17 protein-coding genes and 3 pseudogenes are annotated in these 20,241 nt (G+C 54.6%); 12 read left to right on the forward strand and 8 right to left on the reverse strand.

From position 1 onward, the window contains the following. The first annotated feature begins 3 nt into the window (after positions 1-3). Positions 4-330, forward strand: coding sequence for a four-helix bundle copper-binding protein (locus IWW33_RS11335; protein WP_196914274.1), 327 nt, complete (start codon positions 4-6; stop codon positions 328-330). A gap of 1,321 nt (positions 331-1,651) precedes the next feature. On the opposite strand, the gene IWW33_RS11340 is transcribed toward IWW33_RS11335, so the two are convergent. Continuing rightward, entirely contained in the window at positions 1,652-2,326 is a 675-nt protein-coding gene (locus tag IWW33_RS11340; protein WP_129931841.1) for a heavy metal response regulator transcription factor, read from the reverse strand. A gap of 490 nt (positions 2,327-2,816) precedes the next feature. Then, positions 2,817-4,160: an OprD family porin gene (locus IWW33_RS11345; protein WP_013974881.1), complete on the reverse strand. Its 1,344-nt coding sequence runs from the start codon at positions 4,158-4,160 to the stop codon at positions 2,817-2,819. 402 nt (positions 4,161-4,562) lie between these two features. Here IWW33_RS11345 and IWW33_RS11350 point away from each other — a divergent pair, with 402 nt between their 5' ends. From IWW33_RS11350 to IWW33_RS26890, 6 genes and pseudogenes are all read left to right on the forward strand, one after another. Beyond that, positions 4,563-5,834: a TolC family protein gene (locus IWW33_RS11350; protein ID WP_080563836.1), complete on the forward strand. Its 1,272-nt coding sequence runs from the start codon at positions 4,563-4,565 to the stop codon at positions 5,832-5,834. A 69-nt stretch (positions 5,835-5,903) separates the two neighbouring features. After that, positions 5,904-7,184, forward strand: a complete 1,281-nt coding sequence (locus IWW33_RS11355) for an efflux RND transporter periplasmic adaptor subunit (protein WP_129931840.1) — start codon at positions 5,904-5,906, stop codon at positions 7,182-7,184. Positions 7,185-7,208: 24 nt separating this feature from the next. After that, positions 7,209-10,370, forward strand: coding sequence for a CusA/CzcA family heavy metal efflux RND transporter (locus IWW33_RS11360; RefSeq protein WP_196914275.1), 3,162 nt, complete (start codon positions 7,209-7,211; stop codon positions 10,368-10,370). Positions 10,371-10,530: 160 nt separating this feature from the next. Further along, complete coding sequence (locus IWW33_RS11365) at positions 10,531-10,854, forward strand: DUF2790 domain-containing protein (protein WP_196914276.1); 324 nt, start codon at positions 10,531-10,533, stop codon at positions 10,852-10,854. A 206-nt stretch (positions 10,855-11,060) separates the two neighbouring features. Beyond that, positions 11,061-11,249, forward strand: a pseudogene (locus IWW33_RS11370) (hypothetical protein); the annotation flags it as partial. Further along, positions 11,237-11,708: pseudogene (locus IWW33_RS26890) on the forward strand (phospholipid carrier-dependent glycosyltransferase); the annotation flags it as partial. The pseudogenes IWW33_RS11370 and IWW33_RS26890, both read left to right, overlap by 13 nt. A gap of 86 nt (positions 11,709-11,794) precedes the next feature. Here IWW33_RS26890 and IWW33_RS11380 read toward each other — a convergent pair. Beyond that, complete coding sequence (locus IWW33_RS11380; protein ID WP_104886864.1) at positions 11,795-12,016, reverse strand: hypothetical protein; 222 nt, start codon at positions 12,014-12,016, stop codon at positions 11,795-11,797. A gap of 258 nt (positions 12,017-12,274) precedes the next feature. On the opposite strand from IWW33_RS11380, the gene IWW33_RS11385 reads away from it, so the two are divergent. Both IWW33_RS11385 and IWW33_RS11390 read left to right on the forward strand, forming a co-directional pair. Further along, positions 12,275-12,598: a hypothetical protein gene (locus tag IWW33_RS11385; RefSeq protein ID WP_177410001.1), complete on the forward strand. Its 324-nt coding sequence runs from the start codon at positions 12,275-12,277 to the stop codon at positions 12,596-12,598. A 2-nt stretch (positions 12,599-12,600) separates the two neighbouring features. Further along, positions 12,601-12,750 (forward strand): hypothetical protein, encoded by a 150-nt coding sequence (locus IWW33_RS11390; protein WP_177410002.1) that lies wholly within the window; start codon positions 12,601-12,603, stop codon positions 12,748-12,750. A 167-nt stretch (positions 12,751-12,917) separates the two neighbouring features. Here the strand turns inward: IWW33_RS11390 and IWW33_RS11395 are convergent, their stop codons facing one another. Then, positions 12,918-14,309 (reverse strand): heavy metal sensor histidine kinase, encoded by a 1,392-nt coding sequence (locus IWW33_RS11395; protein ID WP_129931837.1) that lies wholly within the window; start codon positions 14,307-14,309, stop codon positions 12,918-12,920. Beyond that, complete coding sequence (locus tag IWW33_RS11400; RefSeq protein ID WP_104886866.1) at positions 14,306-14,980, reverse strand: heavy metal response regulator transcription factor; 675 nt, start codon at positions 14,978-14,980, stop codon at positions 14,306-14,308. The genes IWW33_RS11395 and IWW33_RS11400 overlap by 4 nt, the downstream gene beginning before the upstream one ends. A 698-nt stretch (positions 14,981-15,678) precedes the next feature. Here IWW33_RS11400 and IWW33_RS26895 point away from each other — a divergent pair. Beyond that, positions 15,679-16,011 (forward strand): annotated as a pseudogene (locus IWW33_RS26895) (DUF2790 domain-containing protein). A 27-nt stretch (positions 16,012-16,038) separates the two neighbouring features. Here the strand turns inward: IWW33_RS26895 and IWW33_RS11410 are convergent. The 3 genes from IWW33_RS11410 to IWW33_RS26900 form a co-directional block, all read right to left on the reverse strand. Continuing rightward, the gene (locus IWW33_RS11410; protein WP_129931836.1) at positions 16,039-16,389 is read right to left on the reverse strand and encodes a DUF3147 family protein; all 351 of its coding nucleotides are present in this window, start codon (positions 16,387-16,389) and stop codon (positions 16,039-16,041) included. 157 nt (positions 16,390-16,546) lie between these two features. After that, complete coding sequence (locus tag IWW33_RS11415) at positions 16,547-17,452, reverse strand: cation diffusion facilitator family transporter (protein ID WP_104886868.1); 906 nt, start codon at positions 17,450-17,452, stop codon at positions 16,547-16,549. Positions 17,453-17,507: 55 nt separating this feature from the next. Next, positions 17,508-17,708 carry a zinc ribbon domain-containing protein gene (locus IWW33_RS26900; RefSeq protein WP_241799402.1) on the reverse strand — a complete coding sequence of 67 codons (201 nt, stop codon included), beginning with the start codon at positions 17,706-17,708 and terminating at the stop codon, positions 17,508-17,510. Between IWW33_RS26900 and IWW33_RS26905 the strand changes: the two genes are divergently transcribed. Both IWW33_RS26905 and IWW33_RS11425 read left to right on the forward strand, forming a co-directional pair. After that, complete coding sequence (locus IWW33_RS26905) at positions 17,646-17,837, forward strand: hypothetical protein (protein ID WP_241799404.1); 192 nt, start codon at positions 17,646-17,648, stop codon at positions 17,835-17,837. The genes IWW33_RS26900 and IWW33_RS26905 overlap by 63 nt on opposite strands. 501 nt (positions 17,838-18,338) lie before the next feature. Next, positions 18,339-20,033 carry a phosphoethanolamine--lipid A transferase gene (locus IWW33_RS11425; protein ID WP_104886870.1) on the forward strand — a complete coding sequence of 565 codons (1,695 nt, stop codon included), beginning with the start codon at positions 18,339-18,341 and terminating at the stop codon, positions 20,031-20,033. Positions 20,034-20,241: the final 208 nt, after the last annotated feature.

Below are 20,241 nucleotides of genomic sequence, written 5' to 3' on the forward strand. Positions count from 1 at the left end.
ATCATGAACAGTAGCTTTGATGAATGCATCTCGGAATGCATGCGCTGCGCGCTGGCCTGTGAAGTCTGCGCGTCAGCCTGCCTGCAAGAGCAGGACGTAAAAATGATGGCTGACTGCATCAGGCTGGACAGGGATTGCGCAGATATGTGCAAGCTGGCGGCCACCTTGATGACACGAGAAAGCATGCTCGCCAAGGAATTTTGTGCGTTGTGCGCAAGGATTTGCCGCGCCTGCGGGGAGGCGTGCGGTAAGCATAAGGCAGACCACTGTCAGCATTGCGCACAGACCTGTTTGGCCTGCGCTGCATCCTGCGAAGCAATGGCTGCGTAAGCGTTTTCGCCCAGTCAGCTTTCCATGCGCCTGACAAAGGATATGGATACGTCGTTAACCGTCTGGCTAGGGAGACGGGTAGACCGCTGATGTTGAGCATGCGCTCTGGCGGAGCCTAGCTTGGGCAGCCATTCACCAAGGCGCTGCCTTACGGATCTGATGACAAAAAAGCCCGCCTCGGCGGCGGGCTATCAGATGTCTCCCAGGGGAGGCTGTAGGCCAACAAGTCTCGGAGCAAGCATTTGTAGGATACGCCTCTTGGCTCACGCCCACCAGCCAGCTTCGGCCGGAGCGAATGGTTCTACGTCGAGGGCATTGGAAACGGCTTATGTAGGCCCCGTCAATTGGCAGGGCAATCCGCAAAGACAAAGCAGGCCGATTATCCCCTGGCGGTATACCCCCAGGCAGAGTCAAAGGCAAAGCTAGGGGGGAAATCTAGCGGGTACCCCGATTTGAGGGCAGAATCACCAGCTTCACCTACGTTGCACTGGGTTGAGGGGCAGTTTGAAACTGCTATCTAGCGCGACAGCGACCATCGCCGCCATGAGCAAGAGCATCACAGGTGCGCCTTGAGTACTCAGCACAAAGGCCGTAGTAAACGGCCCCGCGGCCTGCGCCAAGACCATTGGGCGAGCTAATGCTCCCATGCGTGCGCGATACCCTTGCCAAACAGCACCAGAGGCAAGATGACTCTGGCAATAGTGAGAATCCCGATGCCGGCGCCCTACAGCGCTGCTGCAGGGAATGCCAGCCAAGGCACGCCAGGAATGAATAAGCAGATGCCGATGAAGCTCACCAACACGCCGGCACGGCCGACCAGGTTGGGTGAAGATGCCGAGCAAGCGAGAACTCCAATACTCTTGCCACCACCTGGGCCGGCCCAATGACCATCCCCACCGCCAACACCGTGACCGTTGGAAGGCCAAGTTCCTTGAGCGAGGTGAGAAGATGCACAGAGAGGGTGGTCATGACGAAGGCAATGACCGTGAGTAGCCCTGCAACGAACCAGAAAAGCCGGCGGGCGCCATCATCGTTGAGCGGCGACTGAGCCTGCTTGGTGCTGTAGTCGGGAAATTAACCTCATCGCCGGCGCACAGTATCAGAGGTAAGCCATGGCGCTGTTAAAAACAATGTCCGCTGAGCGTGCGTCAGCTCTGGCATACGCTTGGCCTTCCGTTACCTGTTGATAATCTATGCTATACCTCATGTCCAGCACACCTCATACGTTTAGTGAGGAAACGCGCGCTAAGGGTCAAAAACAGTATGGCTCGACTTACATGCATGATCCCTGGCTCTGTTTTCATGACTAAGTAGCGGGCGATCAACGCTTCTCAAGCACATAGCCCACACCGCGAAGCGTATGGATCAGCTTCGTCTCGAAAGGGTCATCGATCTTGGCTCTAAGTCTTCGAACCGACACTTCTACAACGTTTGTATCGCAGTCGAAGTTCATATCCCAGACCTGTGAGATGATCTGTGTGCGGCTGAGCACCACGCCGGTATTGCGCATTAGGTAGTGCAGAAGTGCAAACTCTTTCGTCGTCAGATCAATACGCTGGCCGTCCCTGAAGGCCCTGTGACGGCTCTGGTCTAGCTCCAGGTCAGCGACACGAATGATCTCCACAGATGCAGGGTGTTCAGACCTGCGCATTAAGGCGCGAACCCGGGCTAGCAGTTCTGGGAACTCAAATGGTTTGATCAGGTAGTCATCTGCACCGTTCTCCAAACCCCGGACCTTATCTGCCAAACGACTTCTCGCCGTGAGCATCATGATGCGGGAGGGGCAATTCTTACGCCTCAAAAGCTCAAGTACCTGCCACCCATCCATTTCTGGCAGATTGATATCAAGAATAATCAACTCGTATTCGTGTTGCTTGGCTTGGAATAGCCCATCTGACCCGGTATGCACGCAATCGACGACATAACCGCATTCTGTAAGGCCTTGACGCACATATTCCGCAGTTTTTACTTCGTCCTCAATTACCAGAATTCGCATGGGATTTTGTCTCGATATCACTGAGCAATTAACCGCGCACGCGCGCCGGCATTATTGAAAGGAATGGTAAATCAAATTGAGCGGGGTGGGGCCTAAATGACGGATTTGTAATTTCCAGGTAATATGATTGATAGTCTGGAGGTATATCTTTTCGCGGTTTGGGTTTGACAGGTGCGGGCCCTCTCTCCAATAGGTAATTTGACCTTATGAAGTATGTGGTTGTTTTCTTCTTTGTGTTGACTTTGTTCCGTTCAGATGACGGCGAAGTTACTCATGTCGAGGAAACTGGTCATTGGTGCAGCCATGAGTTTCACCGGCATGCAATGCGTACACTCGAACGGTTGATTGAATTTTAGGTAAAAAAAAGGCGCCCAAAGGGCGCCAAATATCCACCTTTTACCAAAGGAGCACTTAAGCCACTCAAGGTGAATTCGTAATGCACATTTTTCTGAAGAGACCAGTTTACGAATAAACTGATCCCCTTAGAGAATCACAGGATCGAAAGCGGGTACTCAATGATCACACGAGTTTCATCCAGATCCGATTCGAATGCAGTGGCACGCGTGGTGGCCTGGCGCAACCGGAAGGACAGGTCTTTTGCTGGACCGGTTTGCACGACATATTTAACCTCTACGTCACGCTCCCAACGTTTCTGATTGGTTAGCGGATCACCGTTGGCGTCGGTGCGCATGTAGAACTGGTTGGCGTTCGAGTAGTCTGCGCCCGAGCCTCTGGCGTAGCGGGTCATGAACGTCAGACCAGGAATGCCATAGCTGGTGAAGTTCAGGTCGTAGCGCAGCATCCAGGAACGCTCTTTCGGTGAGTTGAAGTCGCTGTACTGGATAGAGTTGTCGACGAAAATCGAGTCTGACTGACGCAGGTAGTCGAAATCATCGTCGCCGTTGTTGCGTTGGTGCGACAGGGCCAGGGTGTGAGCGCCGTAACGGACCCCGACCTTGGCACTCCAGATATCGTTGTCAAACTCGCCTAGGCGCTGCTTCCCTTCATCCACGGCTTTGTAATAGTTGAAGCCGCCAATCAGCGCAAGGTCGTCATTCAGTGGATAGGCGAAGCTGGTGCCAGCGTAGTACTGGTTCCAGACTTCTTTCAACTGACTGGCGTATACGCTCACGGTCCAGTTATCGTTGATCGCGTAATCACCGCCACCGTAGCCTACCCAAGGCGAGTTAACCGGGCCACCGTAGAAAGTTGCGAAGTTATCATTCAGATTGCTGGAGACCGGCTGGCTCATCGCATGCAGTCGGCCACCCTGCAGGGTGAGGCCCTGGATGCTGGTGTTCTCAACGGTCACACCGCGGAAGCTTTCAGGCAACAGGCGCGAGTCGCCTGATGCAACAACTGGCGTCGACGGGAAAACATCACCCACTTTCACGACCGTATCAAACAAGCGAACTTTAGCCGCCCCGCCAACCTTGGTGTATTCGTCGCGAGCTTCGCCTTTGTTATCAACAGGCATGACGTCGAATGAACTACGACCGCCGTTGCGCCCGTCACCAGTATCGAGCTTAAGCCCTATCATGGCAAAGGCATCAACACCAACGCCGACCGTCCCTTGGGTAAAACCAGAGTTGAATTTGGTGATGATCCCGTGCGCCCAGGCCTCGGAGTAGCCATTGGTGTTGCCCTTGCCGCTGTTGTAAGTGGGGGCTGAGCTGTCGCGGTTATCACGATTGAAATAGAAGTTGCGGTTGAGCACTGTAAGGCTGCTACCTTCGATGAAACCTTCGGGCTTATCTTCAGCTTGAGCAGTAACTGCATAGCTTCCAGACAGCGCCGAAACTGCCGCCAAATACAGTGGTACTTTGATTTTCATCCGATGCTCCTTTGATTTACGGCAGTTTTTATTATGTTTTCCGGCGCGGGTGTCGTTATAAGTTCTGAGCCGACGGCGCGCCTCGCGTAGCGCCGAGCTCATATTTGCAGGCGGAAGATAACGGGATGGTGATAGGAAAATTACAATTTCGTCATCTGGTCGTTATTTTGGTCATTGACGCCGCATGCTAGCCATCTCTCGCGTTCGCAATGAAATTCGGTGGTTCGACTGTGTCATCAGCGTTTTCGGGCATTACAAGCTTTTCTTACGAAATTGTAATTTTCTAGCCACCCCTCTGATAGCTACCGCTCTTTAGAGTGCCATCACCTAATCCAGTGGGGCTTGGCAGCTATTTCGGCGTTCTGGCCAAGCTAACGAAGTTTGTGCACGAGGACCAAGAAAGTGCTCCGGTATAACCGCAATGTCTTATCCAAGACCTACGTCTCACCGTGGAAAATTGCCGCTCTCTGTGCGGTGATTTCCGGGTTGCTGGCACCCACCGCATTTGCCCAAAGCATCAGCTTGCCCCAAGCGCTGTCGACGGCAATGGATGCCAACCCAGACCTCGCGGCGGCACGTCAGGAAATCGGCATCGCGGACGGTGCGCGCAAGCAAGCCGGGCTGATTCCAAACCCCGAAATCTCGTATGAGATGGAGGACACACGGCGTAACACCAGCACAACGACCGTTACGCTAAGTCAGACCTTGGAGCTCGGTGGTAAGCGGGGAGCCCGCGTAGATGTCGCCACATACGGCCAGAGTGTTGCACAACTGGAACTGGACCGACGCGTGAATGGTCTGCGTGCAGACGTCGTGCAGGCGTTTTACGCTGCATTACGAGCCCAAACCGGACTCGACCTCGCTAAACAGTCCCTTGAACTTACTGAGCGCGGCCTTCGCATTGTCGATGGTCGAGTTCGCGCAGGTAAATCTTCACCTGTGGAGGCTACCCGCGCCCAGGTTCAACTGGCTGAAGCCCGGTTGCAGGTCCGTCGCGCCGAAACGGAAAAAGCGAATGCTTACCAGCAACTCGCCCAAGTCACGGGGAGTTCTGTGACCATATTCGATCGCCTTGAATCACCAACCTTGTCTCCTGGCTTGCCGCCGCGCACTGAAGAGTTGCTGGCAAAGCTCGATCAGACTCCGGAAATGCGGCAGGCAGTGGTGGAGATTGATAAGAGCGATGCCTCGCTTGGCGCAGAAAAAGCTCAGCGTATTCCAAACCTCACGGTAAGCGTGGGTAGCCAGTACGACCGCTCGGTGCGCGAGCGAGTCAATGTCGTTGGTCTGTCCATGCCTTTGCCGCTGTTTGATCGTAACCAAGGCAACATTCTTTCCGCTTCTCGACGTGCCGATCAGGCCCGCGACCTGCGTAACGCTGTCGAGTTGAGACTGCGCGCCCAAACCCAAACCGCGCTGAACCAGTGGTCCACCGCCATGCAAGAAGTTGAGTCCTACGACAAGACCATTCTGCCCTCAGCCCAGCAGGCCGTGGATACCGCAACCCGCGGATTCGAGATGGGGAAATTCGGCTTTATCGAAGTACTGGACGCCCAGCGCACCTTGATCCTTGCTCGTGGCCAGTATCTCGACTCGCTGGCAGCGGCGACCAATGCGCGTGCGCAAGTAGAAAGGGTTTATGGCGAAGTAGGCTCGACCGCCGGCGCACGCTGAACGGGGCATACATTTTTCTCGGCACTCGGCGTTTAAACCTGCCGGTGCCTACGATCAGCAGGAGTAGCAATGGAAAACAAACGCAAGATCGCCCTCGCGGTAGCCGCTGTGGCAATCCTTGGATTTGGCAGCCTCGCCTGGAACAGCAGTTCCGATCAACAAGCGGCGACTAACGCAGAACATGGTGCTGACGATGGTCATGGCCATGACAAGAAGGCCGGATCAGCTAACAAAGAGAACAGTGAAGCGGAGCATAGTGAAGATGGGCACGGTGAAGAAGGTCATGGCGAGGAGGGCCACAGTGAAGAGGGCGGTGAGGAAGAAGGTAAGCTAACCCTTAGTGCTGAACAGATCAAAGCAGCTGGCGTGACTCTGGAATCGGCAGCGCCTCGTGATTTGGGAACCGTCGTGAGCTTCCCGGGTGAGATTCGTTTTGACGAGGACCGCACTGCGCACGTTGTTCCTCGCGTTCCAGGCGTTGTCGAAACAGTCCAGGCGAATTTGGGTGAGTCCGTCAAGAAGGGTCAAGTCCTTGCGGTGATTGCCAGCCAGCAGATCTCTGACCTGCGCAGCGAGCAACAAGCCGCTCAGCGTCGTGTCGAACTTGCGCGCGTGACTTTTAGCCGAGAGAAGCAGCTCTGGCAGGACAAGATTTCTGCGGAGCAGGACTACCTCCAGGCTCGCCAGGCGCTGCAGGAAGCCGAAATCTCTCTGGCCAACGCCAAGCAAAAAGTCAGCGCGATCGGTGCCTCGGTCAATTCGGTAGGCGGTAACCGTTACGAACTCAGGGCTCCCTTTGACGCCGTAGTGGTGGAGAAACACTTGACCGTCGGGGAAGTCGTCAGCGAGGCGACTAACGCCTTTATTCTGTCCGACCTTAACCAAGTTTGGGCCACTTTCGCTGTACCGCCTTCCGATTTGGCCAAGGTCACTACCGGCCGCGCCGTGAAGGTTTCCTCACCTGACATGAACGTGGAGGTCGAGGGCAAGGTGGGTTATGTCGGCAGCCTGTTGGGCGAGCAAAACCGAGCAGCGACCGTCCGCGTTACGTTGACCAATCCCAACGGGGCCTGGCGTCCTGGTCTTTTCGTGAACATCGCAGTCACGTCCCAGACTGATCGCGTGGCGGTGGCTGTCCCGGAACACGCCGTGCAGACCGTTGAGGACAAACCATCGGTCTTCGTACGCACCGCCGAGGGCTTCGACACCCGCCCAGTAAAGCTGGGCCGCCGTGACAGTGGGTACGTGGAAATCACGGACGGCATCGAAGCGGGCGCTCAAGTGGCTACCAATGGCAGCTTCACACTCAAGTCTGAGCTCGGCAAAGCCTCTGCCGAGCACAGTCACTGATGCGAACTGACAGGATGATTTCTTATGTTTGAACGTATCATCAGATTTGCCATTGAACAGCGGATCGTTGTAATGATCGCTGTCCTGATCATGGCCGGTATCGGCATCTACAGCTACCAAAAGCTGCCGATCGATGCCGTTCCTGACATTACCAACGTCCAGGTGCAGATCAACACTGCAGCGCCTGGCTATTCCCCATTGGAAACCGAGCAACGGATCACGTTTCCAGTTGAAACGGCCATGGCTGGTCTTCCAGGTCTTCAGCAGACCCGTTCGCTGTCTCGCTCGGGCCTGTCTCAGGTGACCGTGATTTTCAAGGACGGCACCGACATCTTCTTTGCCCGCCAGCTGATCAATGAGCGGCTACAGGTTGCAAAGGAACAGCTGCCAGAGGGCGTAGATGCCGTCATGGGCCCGGTCTCAACCGGCCTCGGCGAAATTTTCCTGTGGACCGTTGAAGCCGAAGAGGGCGCGGTCAAAGAAGACGGTACGCCCTACACGCCCACCGACCTGCGGGTAATCCAGGACTGGATCATCAAGCCTCAGCTGCGCAACGTACCTGGCGTGGCAGAGATCAATACCATCGGTGGCTTTGCCAAGCAGTTCCTGGTTGCGCCGGATCCGAAGCGCCTGGCTACCTACAAGTTGACCCTGAATGATCTGGTAGCCGCGTTGGAAAGCAACAACGCCAACGTAGGCGCCGGTTACATCGAGCGTAATGGTGAGCAGTTGCTCATTCGTGCACCGGGCCAAGTCGGCAACATCGAAGACATCGCCAACATCGTAATCACCAGTGTGGATGGTGCACCGATTCGCATCAGCAACGTCGCCGACGTCAGCATCGGTAAGGAGCTTCGTACTGGTGCTGCCACTGAGAATGGCCGCGAGGTCGTGCTCGGTACAGTATTCATGCTGATCGGTGAGAACAGCCGCACTGTGTCCCAAGCTGTCGCAGCGAAGCTTGCGGACATCAACCGTACTCTGCCAAAGGGCGTGGTTGCGGTCACCGTTTACGATCGTACCAACTTGGTTGAAAAAGCCATTGCGACGGTGAAGAAGAACTTGGTTGAAGGTGCGATCCTGGTTATCGCCATTCTGTTCCTGTTCCTCGGCAACATCCGTGCAGCGTTGATCACCGCGATGGTGATCCCGCTGTCCATGCTGTTCACCTTCACAGGGATGTTCAATAACAAGGTCAGTGCCAACCTAATGAGTTTGGGCGCACTCGACTTCGGCATCATCGTCGACGGGGCCGTGGTCATCGTGGAGAACGCGATCCGTCGATTAGCACATGCGCAGCACAAACATGGCCGTATGCTCACCAAAACCGAACGCTTCCATGAGGTCTTTGCTGCTGCCCGCGAAGCGCGTCGGCCACTGATCTTCGGGCAACTGATCATTATGGTGGTGTACCTGCCTATCTTCGCCCTCACCGGCGTGGAGGGCAAAATGTTCCACCCCATGGCATTCACCGTTGTGATGGCGCTATTGGGTGCAATGATCCTCTCCGTTACCTTCGTGCCGGCAGCGATCGCCATGTTCGTCACTGGCAAGGTCAAGGAGGAAGAGGGCGTTGTTATGCGCACTGCGCGGCTGCGTTATGAGCCTGTGCTGCAGTGGGTGCTTGGGCATCGGAATATCGCTTTCTCCGCAGCAGTAGCACTGGTCGTTCTCAGCGGTGTACTTGCCAGTCGCATGGGGAGCGAGTTCATCCCAAGTCTCAGTGAGGGGGACTTCGCTCTTCAAGCCTTGCGCGTACCTGGTACTAGCCTCAGCCAGTCGGTGGACATGCAGGAGCGTTTGGAAAAAGCAGTCATCGAGCAGGTACCGGAAGTTGAGCGTATGTTCGGCCGAACCGGTACGGCTGAAATCGCCTCTGACCCAATGCCACCGAATATCTCCGATGCTTACGTCATGCTCAAACCAAAGGACCAATGGGCCGATCCCGACAAGTCGCGGGAGGAGCTCATTGCCGAGGTTCAAAAGGCGGCAGCCAGTGTCCCGGGCAGTAACTATGAACTCTCCCAGCCTATCCAGCTTCGTTTCAACGAACTGATCTCCGGGGTGCGCAGCGATGTTGCGGTGAAGGTTTATGGTGACGACATGGACGTGCTCAACAGCACGGCCAATAAGATCGCCGCAGCGCTCAAAGCGGTACCAGGCTCCTCGGAGGTCAAGGTTGAGCAGACCACAGGTCTGCCAGTGCTGACCATTAACATCGACCGGGAAAAAGTAGCACGCTACGGCCTGAACATTGCGGACGTGCAGAATTCGATCGCGATTGCTGTGGGTGGTCGTACAGCGGGAACGTTGTACGAGGGTGATCGCCGATTCGACATGGTGGTGCGCCTGCCTGAGGCTGTACGCACCGACGTCGCGGGTATGTCTAGTTTGCTGATTCCTGTGCCTGCCAATGCGGCTCAGGGCGCTAATCAGATCGGTTTCATTCCACTTTCGCAGGTCGCTAAGCTGGACTTGCAGTTGGGCCCGAACCAGATCAGCCGCGAGAACGGTAAGCGCTTGGTTATTGTAAGCGCCAACGTCCGGGGCCGTGACCTTGGGTCGTTCGTTGATGAGGCGGCATCTACCTTGTCAACGAAGGTGGAAATTCCAGCAGGCTACTGGACCAGTTGGGGCGGTCAGTTCGAGCAGCTGCAGTCGGCAGCCAAGCGCCTGCAGATTGTGGTTCCGGTAGCCTTACTGCTGGTAATGACCTTGCTGTTCTTGATGTTCAACAACCTGAAGGACGGCATGCTGGTCTTCACCGGTATTCCATTCGCTCTCACTGGCGGGGTCGTGGCCCTTTGGCTGCGTGATATCCCGCTCTCGATCTCGGCAGGGGTAGGCTTCATCGCACTCTCCGGCGTCGCGGTACTGAACGGCCTGGTGATGATTGCCTTCATTCGCGGATTGCGAGAAGAGGGGCGAACGCTCAGGCAGGCAGTCGATGAAGGCGCACTCACCCGACTGCGACCAGTGTTGATGACAGCCTTGGTGGCGTCCCTGGGCTTCATCCCAATGGCCTTGGCCACCGGTACCGGTGCGGAGGTTCAACGGCCTCTGGCTACAGTGGTAATTGGTGGGATCCTTTCCTCCACCGCGCTGACTTTGCTGGTCCTGCCGGCCCTGTATCATTGGGCACATCGCAAGGATGAAGACGGCGACGAGGCAGAAGCCGTAAGCTGATTCCCCCAGATACAAAAAACCCACAACACGCGTTGTGGGTTTTTTGTTTTATATGAAATAGATGCACTTACCTTTCAAAATTGTAAGTTTCTCGTCATGCCGGTGATGCCTCTGCGTTGCTAAAGTTACGCCCGAGATGATTTGAATTTGAGAGGTTCCTATGAAAAAGCTAATCGTTGCTGCTGCACTTGTTATTTTCTCGATGGCTTCGCAGGCTTATACTTACTCTGAAAGCAAGCAGCTGCAATACATCAAGGAGCATCAGACTGCTGTAGCGAATTATGCCGAGAGAAATGGCAAACCGATGCCGGAGATCCAGGACTACAATTACGGCATGAAGATCGATGTTGCGAAATTCGTGCGTCAGTCCCAAGACCCGCGCACCTGCCAAGTTTACCCGCGATTGATGACCTTCGAGGACTCTCAGGGTACGCTTAAGACGGTTCGCTACTCCATGTACTCGCAATGCATCAACAACAAGTAGTAATTGCTGTGAGTAGAATACTTAGAGAATTCATAAATGCCAGGCAGTGCCTGGCATTTTTTATTGAGCTCGATGAACGTCATTTAGGCTAGATGCTTTAATGACTGCCCCTGGGTTAGCTGGGAAATAAATCTCAACTACACAACAGTAATGTCTTCCAACTGCATAGGGCAGTTTATAGTCTTGCCCCCCAGAAGGGACGAGTTATGAAAAGTTCGCTTGAACGCCCAGATGACCAAGCAGAGCATGAAGGGCTGAGCCATGAGCACGACGGCATCTTTGGCATGAACACCGAGCTGGTTTTCGCGCTGATCTGTGGTGCCCTGCTCGGAGCCGGAGCGCTCGCAGGAAAACTAGGGCTGATCGACTGGCTGCCGCTGGTTCTGTACCTGTCTCGGCGTTGCTCCTGTCCGGTCGGATCAATGAGGTTGGCCGAAGGATCACCAGGGCGCCGCCGCGAGCGTTGATACTGCCAATCATCGGCGTCGACATCATCTATGCCGGGGTGTTGATGCAGAGGCCTCAGAACCAGCGAGATGTCGTTCAGGCCTGGTTGAATGTGCTCAATCGGCCCCTCTGATCTACCCTGGTCGCCGCTCGAATTCCTCGGAGTTCTACAGCAGCGAGAAGTCCGAAAACATCCAGTACCCAGCAAAGTGGCCTCGTGACAGCTCATTCTACCTGTCCCGGCGCTTACTCGACAGCAATGCTGAGCTGCCTGCCAACCTGGGTGTGTCGAGATCACCGAAGCGAACGCCAGTCAGCTGTTGCTGTGCCGTTGGAAAGACGCCAAGCAAGGTACCGAAGGTCTGGTCGGAGACAGTAATGCGGAAACGCCTCGTACAAACGAAGGTAAAATTCCAGACACAAAAAAAACCAGGTTTTACCCTGGCTTTTTTGTCGATTGCTTTCGTCATTTAAAGTCCTATTTAACCGCCGTTTAGTTATCAGCTTTTTCCTTACCATTCTTGCTTTCTTTCTTTTGCTCTTGGGCAATTTGTTGTTTGTTCTGATCCGAAGAGTCATCGCTCCATAGGCGAGCCTGTTCATTTCGGAAGTTTTCCTGGAACTGTTTCGCTCGCTCGTAACCACCTTCAGCGTAAGCGGTACTCACGAGACCAAGCAGCAGGCTGCCAATAGCGATAGATTTAGCAAATTTCATTGTGTGCCTCGGTTCTCACTAGGCCTGCCTGACTGGCGGCCTTTGTTGGTTTGTAGTTTAGGAGCGCGAAGCTAACGACAAGGTGAGTCAAGAATTACAATTCCGTAATTTAGGCGGCTGGCGAGATGCGCCAAATCTGCAAACCTGGAAGGATCATGTCTATCTCGCTTGTGTCGAGGGTCACGTTGATATCTAAACAAATAAACCACTGCGGCGTTACCGGCCGCTCGGGGAGATAGCCATGAATGAGATTGAGCCTTGGCTGTTGCCATCGGTGACTTCCGTCGAAGCACTGAAAAACTCACCTTTCAGCTCGATGAGCTGGCTTCCCAAACCAGGGCTTGCAGCGCCGTTCTGGAAAAGTCGAGTGAGCTTGTGGAGGAGGTTGATCTCGTCAGTAGGCAGATTCAGGAGGAGGTGCGAAAGGCTGAGAAAGCCTGGTCCAATGCCGAAGAGGTCGCCATACGCGCTGCTGCAGAGGCATATTCCGCTGCCGCTCGTGGCGTCGAGACCGCCATCCAACCGCTGATTTCGGAGCTTACTGTCGCGACAAATCAGCGGATGCCTCGATCCTGGAGCTAACGGTGCTGGCTAAGCGTTATGTCATGGTAGTGGCGACAGCATTCTTCATACTGGCACTGATCTATGTGTACTCGACCATGCAGTCCATAGAGGCCGCCGGCAGTGTGAGCGCTCAGGAAAAAGTGAATGCCCAATACTTCTCCCACCTGTGAAGAAACGCTAATCCAGAAGAGCAAAAGATTATAAAGTCGGTAATTCTGCGGTCGCCCATGGACCCTGTGGTGCTTAGGCATTGATGCATTGCATCAGACAAAAGGCCCGTCGATTGACGGGCCTTTGCAAGTGAGCGCGGTTCAATCAGCGGTCATTGTTGGCTGCTTTAGCTGGGCTTCGGGAAGTGGAGGTGGAACCAAGTGAAATTTTCCTCGGTCACTTCCACGCTCGCCGAGCCTTGATGTAGGCCCATGATCGACTGCACGATGGCAAGGCCAAGACCGGTCCCCCCTTCGCTTCGTGCTCGGCTCTTATCCACGCGGTAGAACCGTTCAAACAAATGCGCATGGTGTTCCTTGGCGATCCCGCGGCCCGGGTTGCCAACACTCAAGGTCGTGCCGCTACCACCGTGTTGCACTTTCACATAGACCGTACGACCGCGAGGGCAGTAGCGAATCGCATTCGACACCAGATTCGAGACGGCGCGTTGAATCATCAGGCGGTTCCCGCGCACCACGTCATCACTGCCAGAGATCTGCAGCTGGATCTCGCCTTCCTCTGCCGAAATGCTGAAGAGATCGCACACTCGCTTAACCTCGTCGACTAGGGACACGGGTTCAAACTCCACCATGGATGCCGGATGACTGACCTGAGCAAGGAACAGCATGTCGGAAACCATGCGGCTCATGCGGTCTAGCTCTTCTGTGCACGACTCCAGCACCTCCCTGTACTCGGAAAGCGATCGTTCTCTGGTTAGCGCAACTTGGGCTTTACCCATCAGGTTGGAAAGCGGCGCTCGCAGTTCGTGAGCAAGGTCGTCAGAAAACTGCGAGAGCTGCTGAACTCCGTCATCCAGGCGAGCCAGCATGATGTTGATACCGTCGGCGAGCTCTTTGAGTTCTGCCGGCATCCCATTAGTCGGCAGACGATGGTCAAGGCTCTCGGTGGAGATCTTCGAAGCGACCTTCAGGAACTTGGTCAGAGGCAGCAGACTTCTGCGGACTGTCCACCAGCCGATTGCGAGGATCAGCGCGATGATGAGCGGGGAAATCATCAGGGCCCAGGTGAGCAATGCATCAAGCAGCGCTTCATTGGACGACTGGTCCATGGTCATGTAGACACTGACTTCGGTTCCGTCGCCCAAACTCATGGTGCGAGAAGCTGTCAGCAAGGGGCGGTCCTGGGTGTCGCGCCACTCATGCTCCTTCGGCTGTGCGGATGGTTGGAACTTGTGCACCTCCACGTTCACCTGCTTCGAGCCGATCGAGAGAAGAGGCGTTTCACTCTGCGCCGACTCGAAGATGCTGACGTACAGGTTGTTGTGGCCCATCACCAGATCCACAAGCTGATGTGCGTCTGCGTTGACGCCTGAGATGTCGGAGATCATAGACAGGTTGTGAGCCATGCCCGCCATCTTGACTTCCAGGTCACTGCGAGCATTACGCTCTAGCGCCTGGCCTACCATCAGATACCCGAAGGTGGCGAATAGAAGCAGCAACGCTGCGCTCATCAACCCCACTTTTAATCCCAGCTTTGCAGCCAGGCTGAAAGGCCTCATGCGCGTTCCTCAAAAACGTACCCTACGCCACGAAGCGTGTGAATGAGCTTGGTTTCAAACGGGTCATCGATCTTTGAGCGAAGGCGCCGGATAGCGACATCGATGACGTTGGTATCGCAGTCAAAATTCATGTCCCAGACCAACGAAATGATCTGAGAACGAGTCAGCGCTTCGCCCGTCCTGCTCATCAGCAGGTGCAGGAGCGTAAATTCCTTTGTGGTGAGATCGATGCGTGTGCCAGCGCGGAAAACGCGATGGCGCACTGAGTCGAGTTCTAAATCGGCAATTTTTAGCGATCTCTTCTCGACTAATTCATCACCACGCCGCTGCAGCGAACGGATACGAGCGAGCAGCTCTGGGAATTCAAAGGGTTTGACAAGGTAGTCGTCAGCGCCGCCATCCAAGCCTTTGAGCTTGTCGTTGATGCGACCGCGGGCGGTTAGCATGATGATGCGGACCCGGCTGGTTTTCCTGATGGTTTCCAAAAGGTCCCAACCGTCGATGCCTGGAAGGTTGACGTCCAGCAGAACCAATGAATAGACGTTAGTATTGAACAAGTGCAGGGCGTCGACACCATTGTGCACGATATCTACGACATACCCGCTTTCGGATAAGCCCTGCTGAAGATATTCGGCAGTTTTAATTTCGTCTTCCACAACTAGAACGCGCATAACTTATCTCAAGGTGTGAGGAAGGATTTGCCTAATCCGTCAAGACTATGGTTGCAGGCAGTTTGAAGGTTCGGCTGATATGCATGGCATCTGGAAGTCGCTACCTTTGTCCATACGCCGGGGTCACCTGAGGACGCTTGAATCTTAACGCGAAGACGCTGGCCGCGGCGAAATCCTACAAATTTGTAATGTAGCCGCAAGATTGCTGACAGTCATGACGGCTCTCCCTAGTGAGCTTAGCGGATTCTGTGGCCTTCAGCGGTTTGCAGCCTTCACGCCTGACAAGCGAATTCGGCCGAGAGGGGTGGTGTTTCTGCCAAGCTGCTCTGCTTTGTGGCGTTTAATCCTTCAAGCTCAAGCTACGAGTGATGACAAGCCACCGATCATTCTACCCATTGAAACGGGCTTCAACCGGCGATCATGCTTGGCTTTTCATCTTACTTGAGCAAGGATAATTACTTTACAAACTATTACATGTCCAAATTGTAATTTCACAATCATCTTATCGTTAGCCGCTTTTGCTAGTTTAACAACAGCACACAGGCAGCGCTGCTTTGGACCAGTCTCATCTGAAGCAGCATGGCGGGAGTAACGGAACCCTGCTCACGCCAATGCATTCACCTTGGAACCATACGCTCCTTTGGTAAGGTGAATTTTAGCGCCCCGCCATGGGCGCTTTTTTTATTAATGGACTTCTCATGAAAGCAACTATATCGGCTATTGCTGCGTTCATGCTTTCTCTGCACTGCCGAAAAATGCCCAAAGTAGCGTTCAGATCAACGACGATCTTGAGCAGTCTGCCAGAAAGGCCAGAAAGGCTACAGAACGCTATGCTCAGAGCGTGAAGAAACCCATTCCCGAGCTTTAAGACTACGCTTACGGTATGGATTTGGACGCTGGCAAGCTGGTGTATGTCTCGCCTAGCGTTCGGTACTGCGGGAATGTGAGAAGCATGATGACTTACGAGGACTCCAAGGGCGAACTGCACATGGTTCGCTACCTCGTAAGGTGAGTGCATCAACAACCGGTAGCGACACCGAGTGCTTTCTGCACCCGGGTTATAGCAACTCGATGCCAAATCGCCTTAGGAGCAGGGCAAATCCTCCGAAGCTTGCCATAGTGATGAGGATGCTGGTGATAAGTGTCGGCCAGAAGCCCAACTTGGGCAGCAGTGCCGGAAATGCGATAAACATCGGCAGCGTTGGAATCACATACCAGAACGTGTACCACGCATGGTTGGAAATCTTCTCTATGCTTTGGTTGTCCAAGTAAAGCCAGATGAGCGTCAATACGGTGACCAATGGCAGGGCGGCAACCAAGCCGCCCAGCTTGTCACTGCGCTTTGCCAGCTCAGACACGAGCACCACTATTGCGGCAGTGACTAAGTACTTCGTGATGATCCAAGACATCGCTGAACCTACTTGAGCTAGTGGAATGGGTCTGCCGGGATCATTCACCAGGCACTCATGAAGTGCTTCTGCTATCGCCAATCCATCCTTACCTCATCCTCGACCACACTACCCCCGACGTTGAAGGCGGTGTGTTGATCAGGTGTCTACCGGCCGATCAATGCGACGGCGAAGGGACGTTCTCGTGGAAAGCTGCGCGCTCGATCTGAATGGTGCAGTGATGGATTTCGAACGCGTCGCTGACTGCATCCACGACGGCCGCTAGCACAGCATCTCCATCTGCTGCGTCTCGGACGACCACGTGCGACGTCATCACGTTGCTTCCGCTGCTGACGGCCCAAACGTGCAAGTCATGGACATCCGTGACGCCGTCGACCTTGAGGATCGTGGCCTCGATTGCCGCCACGTTGAGTCCCCGGGGTACACCTTCCATAAGAATTCCCAAGCTCTCTCGAAGCAATTGCCAAGTCCGCGGCAATACCCAAAGGCCGATCGCTACGGCGACAACCGTGTCGACCCAGGTCCAGCCGGTAAAGCGGATAATGAGGGCGGCGATGATCACACCCAACGATCCGAGCATGTCGCTCCAGACTTCGAGGTAGGCGCCTTTGACGTTGAGGCTCTCGTTGCTGGCAGATGCCAGCAGTCGCATTGAAATCAGGTTGATGATCAGGCCGGCAATCGCGATCCACATCATTGTCCCGGTGGCGATCTCCGCTGGCATGAAGAAGCGCTGGTAGGCCTCGTACAAGATGTACATCGCCACCAGGAAGAGCAGCACGGCGTTGAACGTGGAGGCTAGGATCTCCAACCGCGCATAGCCAAAGGTTCTTTTCTGATCCGCCGGCCGCTTGGCGATCTGAAGCGCAATCAACGAAATTGCCAAAGCGGCTGTGTCGGTGAACATGTGAGACGCATCCGACAGCAACGCCAGGCTGCCGGTAATCCATGCGCCGATCACTTCAGCGATCATGAAACTACCGGTCAGGACCAATGCCATGACTAGTTTCTTCTGATGCCCCTCACGAACCGCGGCGCTGCCATGATCATGATTCGATCCCACGTATTTCTCCTTCCACAGGGTGGTGGTCGCGTTGGATTTCCAGTGTGGCCAAGCGCTAAGGGGTTGCCTGGCCGCACTGGCTGCAGAATTTTGCTCCTGCTGTCAGGGACGAGCCGCAGGCCGTGCAATCACTCGATAGTGGTGTTCCGCAGTTTAGACAAAAGCGTGCAGACGGGGCGTTCGCGGTCCGGCAGTGCTTGCAAGTCTGCAGATCTTTGACTGGGGCTTGAGCTATTGCGCGCCCACCCCCAATCACCTGGTCATTACCGTCGCAGGTTTGCTGCTGCTCATAACGACCATGCCGGTCATGTCGATCACTCCAGTGCCCACTACCGTGGTGCTTGCCACCGCCGTGGGTTCCGCGGCCGTGGTGGCCCCCCAGTAAATTTTTGAGAAAACTCATGGTATTCGTCCCTCATCGACAGGTGACATCAGCACGGGCAAAGGTGAAAGAAATGTTCTGCTCGCTAGAATGACTTTTAAGTTAAAGTAAAGGTTCAAAATTAGCGTATGGCAAAACGTAGCTGGTTTGTTTGTGAATTTTAATTTAATTAATCGGGCGGCATTAACCACCCAAAGAGTCAGACCTATCCATTTTTTATCATAGCCTGGGCAGTTCCAATCAAAAAAGTCATTATCGCGATCATGTCAGCATTGTAATCGCGAAGTCATCATGACGTTATCGTGTAGCGGAAATAATGCGCCTGGCGAGAGTTTATTTCTCATCATCCCATGCCTCACACATCTTAAGCGTCCTCAGGCTAAAGGGACCAAGGTCTCAGACCTTCTCTACGCCCTGATTCGCTATGTCTGTCGGAGGCTTGCCATTTAGCTCCCGGCTATTCATGACCAGCGCCATGGATGAGCAGCTTCTTAGAGTTTGATAATGACACCTTCTAAATCCATTCATACCCTGTTCAGTAAATGGATCCATGCTATTCGCAATGTTAGACAGGAAGGCATCAGCACCAACTTACTCATCGCGCTAGTAACTTTCTGGTTATTGCTATTCGCGAACGCTGAGTTTTGGCGTGTGCTCTGGCGCCTGGCATTCAACACCGAGGAAGTAAACTGGCCGCTCGCCGCCAGCCTGCCAGTCGTGGTATTCGTTTGGGTGTTCACCGTACTTAGCTTGGGGTCATGGTCAAGATTCGCAAAACCTATGCTATGTCTAGTGCTGATCAGCGCGGCGTTAGCCAGCTACTTCATGAGTGCTTACGGAATTGTCATTGATTACACGATGTTCACCAACGTCGTGGAGACCGACGTCAGTGAGGTATCTGAGCTACTGAACTGGAAACTTGGCCTTTGGGTGGCAATGGTAGGGGTATTGCCCGTCTACCTGATCTGTTTGGTGCCCCTGCGACGCAAGCCCTGGACCAACGCGTTGGGTAGCAGACTCATCGTCCTGGCGCTCGCACTGGTAGCCCTTGCTGGTATCGTGCTGAGCCAGTACCAATCTTATGCCTCCCTCCTACGCAACAACCGGGAGATCCGGCTCATTCTGGTTCCCACCAATTTGTTTGCTGCCGGTCATGGTTACCTGAAACGCAAGCTGGCCACACCGAAAGCGCTGACCTCCATCGGTACCGACGCCGTGGTGACCAGGCAGGGAGCGGCTCGTAAACCCAAGCTGCTGGTACTGGCAGTCGGGGAGACCGCACGTTCCGCCAACTTCTCCCTGAATGGCTACTCCCGCGATACCAATCCTGAGCTGGAAAAGCGCAATGTCATCAGCTTCTCGAATGTGAGTTCTTGCGGCACCGCCACCGCGGTTTCGCTGCCATGCATGTTCTTGGACGTCGGTAGGGATGATTACAAGGACGGTTTGGCCAAGAGCCGCGAAGGGCTGCTCGATGTGCTTCAGCGCGCAGGCATCAGTATCATGTGGGCTGATAACAATTCGGGCTGCAAAGGGGTCTGTGATCGGGTGCCAAACCACAAGGCTACCCAACACGCAGATGCTCAGCTGTGCAGTAGCGACGAGTGCAAGGACGGTGTATTGCTCTCTGAGATGGAGGGCTTCATCAAGCGTCAGGAAGGCGATGCAGTCCTGGTGCTCCACTACAAGGGTAGTCACGGCCCGGCCTACTACAAGCGCTACCCCACGCAGTTCGAGAAATTCGGGCCGGTTTGCGAGACCAATGAGCTCGACAAATGTGAGCAGCAGGAAGTGATCAATGCCTATGACAATTCGATCCTCTACACCGACTACGTCACGGCTGGGCTGATCGATATTCTGGCCGCGAACAGCAAATTCGACACTGCGCTGATGTACGTTTCGGACCACGGGGAGTCACTGGGAGAGGGTGGTCTTTACCTGCATGGGCTGCCCTATGCGATGGCCCCAGATGAGCAAACCAAGGTGCCATTGGTGCTCTGGATGTCTGATTCTCTCGCGAAAAGCGAACGCCTCAATGTGGGCTGCTTGAAAGCACAGACGAGCTCGCCACTGAGCCACGACAACCTGTTCCACACCGTACTCGGGATGATGAACGTCCAGACATCCTCGTATCGCTCAGCTCTTGATTTTACTGCCCCTTGCAAGACTTTGACCGGAAGCACCTACTCAGGCCTCTAATGCTGCAACGGGCTGAACACGTGAGGTCGATAGCGATTCCACATCGAGCTGCTTTGACAGCAGCCAGAAGCTCGACTAACTACATAGCAGTACTCAACAACCCAAGCGGAAAAGGAAATTTGCATGAGCATCAAGCCAGGCCCTAAACGCACCAACGAAGATGGCACTCCGGACAAGAGGCAGCGGGTCACGCCTGAGAAGCAGAAGG

It is taken from the genome of Pseudomonas sp. M2, assembly GCF_015751845.1.
GTDB lineage: Bacteria > Pseudomonadota > Gammaproteobacteria > Pseudomonadales > Pseudomonadaceae > Aquipseudomonas > Aquipseudomonas putida_E.

Coding starts and splice junctions, on each gene's coding strand:
- IWW33_RS11425 (WP_104886870.1), top strand. CDS start 18,339: ATGACACCTTCTAAATCCATTCATACCCTGTTCAGTAAATGGATCCAT.
- IWW33_RS11360 (WP_196914275.1), top strand. CDS start 7,209: ATGTTTGAACGTATCATCAGATTTGCCATTGAACAGCGGATCGTTGTA.
- IWW33_RS11400 (WP_104886866.1), bottom strand. CDS start 14,980: ATGCGCGTTCTAGTTGTGGAAGACGAAATTAAAACTGCCGAATATCTT.
- IWW33_RS11345 (WP_013974881.1), bottom strand. CDS start 4,160: ATGAAAATCAAAGTACCACTGTATTTGGCGGCAGTTTCGGCGCTGTCT.
- IWW33_RS11335 (WP_196914274.1), top strand. CDS start 4: ATGAACAGTAGCTTTGATGAATGCATCTCGGAATGCATGCGCTGCGCG.
- IWW33_RS11410 (WP_129931836.1), bottom strand. CDS start 16,389: ATGTCTTGGATCATCACGAAGTACTTAGTCACTGCCGCAATAGTGGTG.
- IWW33_RS11365 (WP_196914276.1), top strand. CDS start 10,531: ATGAAAAAGCTAATCGTTGCTGCTGCACTTGTTATTTTCTCGATGGCT.
- IWW33_RS11355 (WP_129931840.1), top strand. CDS start 5,904: ATGGAAAACAAACGCAAGATCGCCCTCGCGGTAGCCGCTGTGGCAATC.
- IWW33_RS11395 (WP_129931837.1), bottom strand. CDS start 14,309: ATGAGGCCTTTCAGCCTGGCTGCAAAGCTGGGATTAAAAGTGGGGTTG.
- IWW33_RS11380 (WP_104886864.1), bottom strand. CDS start 12,016: ATGAAATTTGCTAAATCTATCGCTATTGGCAGCCTGCTGCTTGGTCTC.
- IWW33_RS11340 (WP_129931841.1), bottom strand. CDS start 2,326: ATGCGAATTCTGGTAATTGAGGACGAAGTAAAAACTGCGGAATATGTG.